Below are 2,464 nucleotides of genomic sequence, written 5' to 3' on the forward strand. Positions count from 1 at the left end.
TTTTTGCCCCCCCCCAAAATCTCCCCACCCCCCCCCCCCAAACCGGGCCCCCGGGGGGGCCTCCCCCCCCCCGCCGGGGCCCCCCCCCCCGGCGGGGGATCGATGTAACAGCCGTGTTTCACTCCGGTGCGGCCGCCCGCAGGTGTGACACGATCCCCGCCAGGTCGTCTACGAAGATCTCCGGCCGGAACACGTGACCGCCCGGCTCCTCGTGGGCCTCGTGGGGGATGCCCGCGGTCGTGAGGCGCTGCCGGAACTCCCGCTGACCGGCGAGCACCTGGATCTCGTTCACGGCGTCGAACCAGTACACCGGGTCGGGGCTGGTGCCCGCCACCAGGAAGATCCGCTTGCCGCGATAGCGCTCCAGCTGTTCCACCGGGTTGTCCGCGGTCACCTTGGCCTGATTCCAGAACGGCGCGCCGTAGACGGTGGCGCCCCCCAGCTCCACCGTCGCCGAGGTGATGTTCGCCCAGTGCACGACAAGGCCGAAGTCGCGGCGCAGGCTCGCCGGGCCGGAGTGGCTGCTGACCGAGGCGAACCGGTCGGGGTACCTGGCCGTGTACTTGAGCGCGCCGAAGCCGCCCATGGAGAACCCGGCGATGCCCCGGCCGTCCTGCTCGGCCCACACCCGGAAGTTCGCCTCGATCCACGGGACCAGCTGCCCCATGTGGAAGGTCTCCCAGTTGCGCGGCCCGACGAACGATCCGGTTGGATTCGAATACCAGCCCGCCCGGCCGCCGTCGGGCATGACGAGAACAATCGGTTGTCCCTCGGTCAGCTCGCGAATGCCGAGCGAATCGAAGGTGCGGAAATCCTGGCCGCCGCCGTGCAGCAGGTAGAGCACGGGATAGGTGAGTCCGCTGGTGTGGTAGCCGTCGGGCAGCAGCACATCGATGCCGGGATTCCAGCCGATGGCCGAGGTCTGGAAGCGGTAGTACCACAGGCGCGCGTCGTCCTCGTTCGAGTCGACGATGGTCAGGCCGAATCCGTCGGCGCGACCGGTGAATATCGCGAGCGCGTCACCGGCGGCGGGGGAGTCGTTGTCGTTGGCCGCGGCGATGAGCTGGGCCAGTGCGGCGTCGTCGTAGAAGCGGGTGGCCAGTTCTCCCAGTGTCTCCCCGGCGGCCACCTCGTATCGCCGCAGCTCCGGGATCACCAGGTGCCGGCCGGGTGGGAGATCCTCGGTGATGCCGTTGGCGGAGACGATGAAGCGGGCGAAGCCGGGGTCGCCGTAGTAGTGCGAGGCCAGTGTGGCGGGCGTCTCGCCCTCGGCGACGGTGTGCCGTCGGTGCCCGGGGAGTAGAAGCCGTTGCCCCGCTTGGAGTTCCGTCGAGGGAGCGATTCCGCTGGCGGTGGCGACGAGCAGTGCCAGCCCGGCATCGCCGAGCAGGCTCGCCGCCACCGCGGGCAGGTTTTCGCCGGCGACGACCGTGTGTGTTGCGACCATGCGAGCCACCCCTTTGATAGCAGTTGGCTCTAGTGTCGCCGGTCGGGTGCTCGGCTGTCCCGGGATCGGAGCGAATCCGCGGCAGGGGTGAAAGAGCCCGTGACACAGGGGAACCGCGTTTCCGGCGACCCGGCGGCAACGGCGAGGCGCCCGGAGGTGGGGCGGTGCCGATCCGCCTCGGCTCCGGCGGGCCCGGGGCATCGCGCCTCCCGGTGTCGGGCTCACGGAACCGTGGGTGACTCGGCGTCACGGTGACCTCTCCGAGGGCCGTGCATTCTCTCGGAGACGGGAATGCCGTGTTTCATCAGCGGCACGATGGTGCCGCGCACGTAGGCGCGGGCCTGATCGGGGTCGGTGAAGTCGGTGCCGCCGCAGTTGCCCGGCGTCAGCATGAGCGAGTGCGCCAGGCGGGCGACGAGTTCGGCCACCGGTCGCGGATCGTAGCGGTCGATGAGACCGGCCTGCTGGGCGTAGGACAGCAGGCCGGAGATGTAGTCGATGCCAAGGCCGACCAGCCGTTGACCCTGCACCGTGTAGAAGCTCAACGCCTCCTCCGGCGCCACTCTCAGCAGATGGGTGACCAGCCGGTGGAAACGGGTCTGCGACAACACGTGCAGCGTCGTCTCCTCGATCTGCGCGTCCACGCCCACCGCCGTCTCGGCGATGGCGGTGACCTCGGCGAGCATGCGCCGCGTCTCCCGCTCGATCACCGCTTCGACGAGCTTGTCCTTGCCCGCGAATCTGCGGTGGATGGTGATCCGGTTGACACCCGCCCGGCGCGCGATGTCCTCCAGGCTGGCGCGGCGGATGCCGACCTGCAGGATCCGCTCCAGGGCGGCGTCCATGATCTTCTCGTCGACCTCGTCGTAGCGATCCGCCATGTAAAGAAGATGCAATCTTTGTTTCATAGCGTCAACCCGTGCTGTCGGCGCGGATCACTGCCGTGAACGGCGCGCATGCCACGGGCTTTCCGGCGCTCTGCCGACGATCAACAGCCCCGGTCCTGGATCGGGGACC

Annotated in this window: 2 protein-coding genes; both read right to left on the reverse strand. The window is 69.2% G+C overall.

Annotation, left to right across the window (positions count from 1 at the left end):
- Positions 1–118: 118 nt before the first annotated feature.
- Positions 119–1,447, reverse strand: coding sequence for an esterase family protein (locus QH283_RS03560; RefSeq protein ID WP_280501586.1), 1,329 nt, complete (start codon positions 1,445–1,447; stop codon positions 119–121).
- Positions 1,448–1,668: 221 nt separating this feature from the next.
- Positions 1,669–2,328, reverse strand: coding sequence for a TetR/AcrR family transcriptional regulator (locus tag QH283_RS03565; RefSeq protein WP_280501587.1), 660 nt, complete (start codon positions 2,326–2,328; stop codon positions 1,669–1,671).
- Positions 2,329–2,464: the final 136 nt, after the last annotated feature.

This window comes from Nocardia farcinica, from assembly GCF_029867845.1.
GTDB classification, from domain to species: Bacteria; Actinomycetota; Actinomycetes; order Mycobacteriales; family Mycobacteriaceae; genus Nocardia; species Nocardia farcinica_A.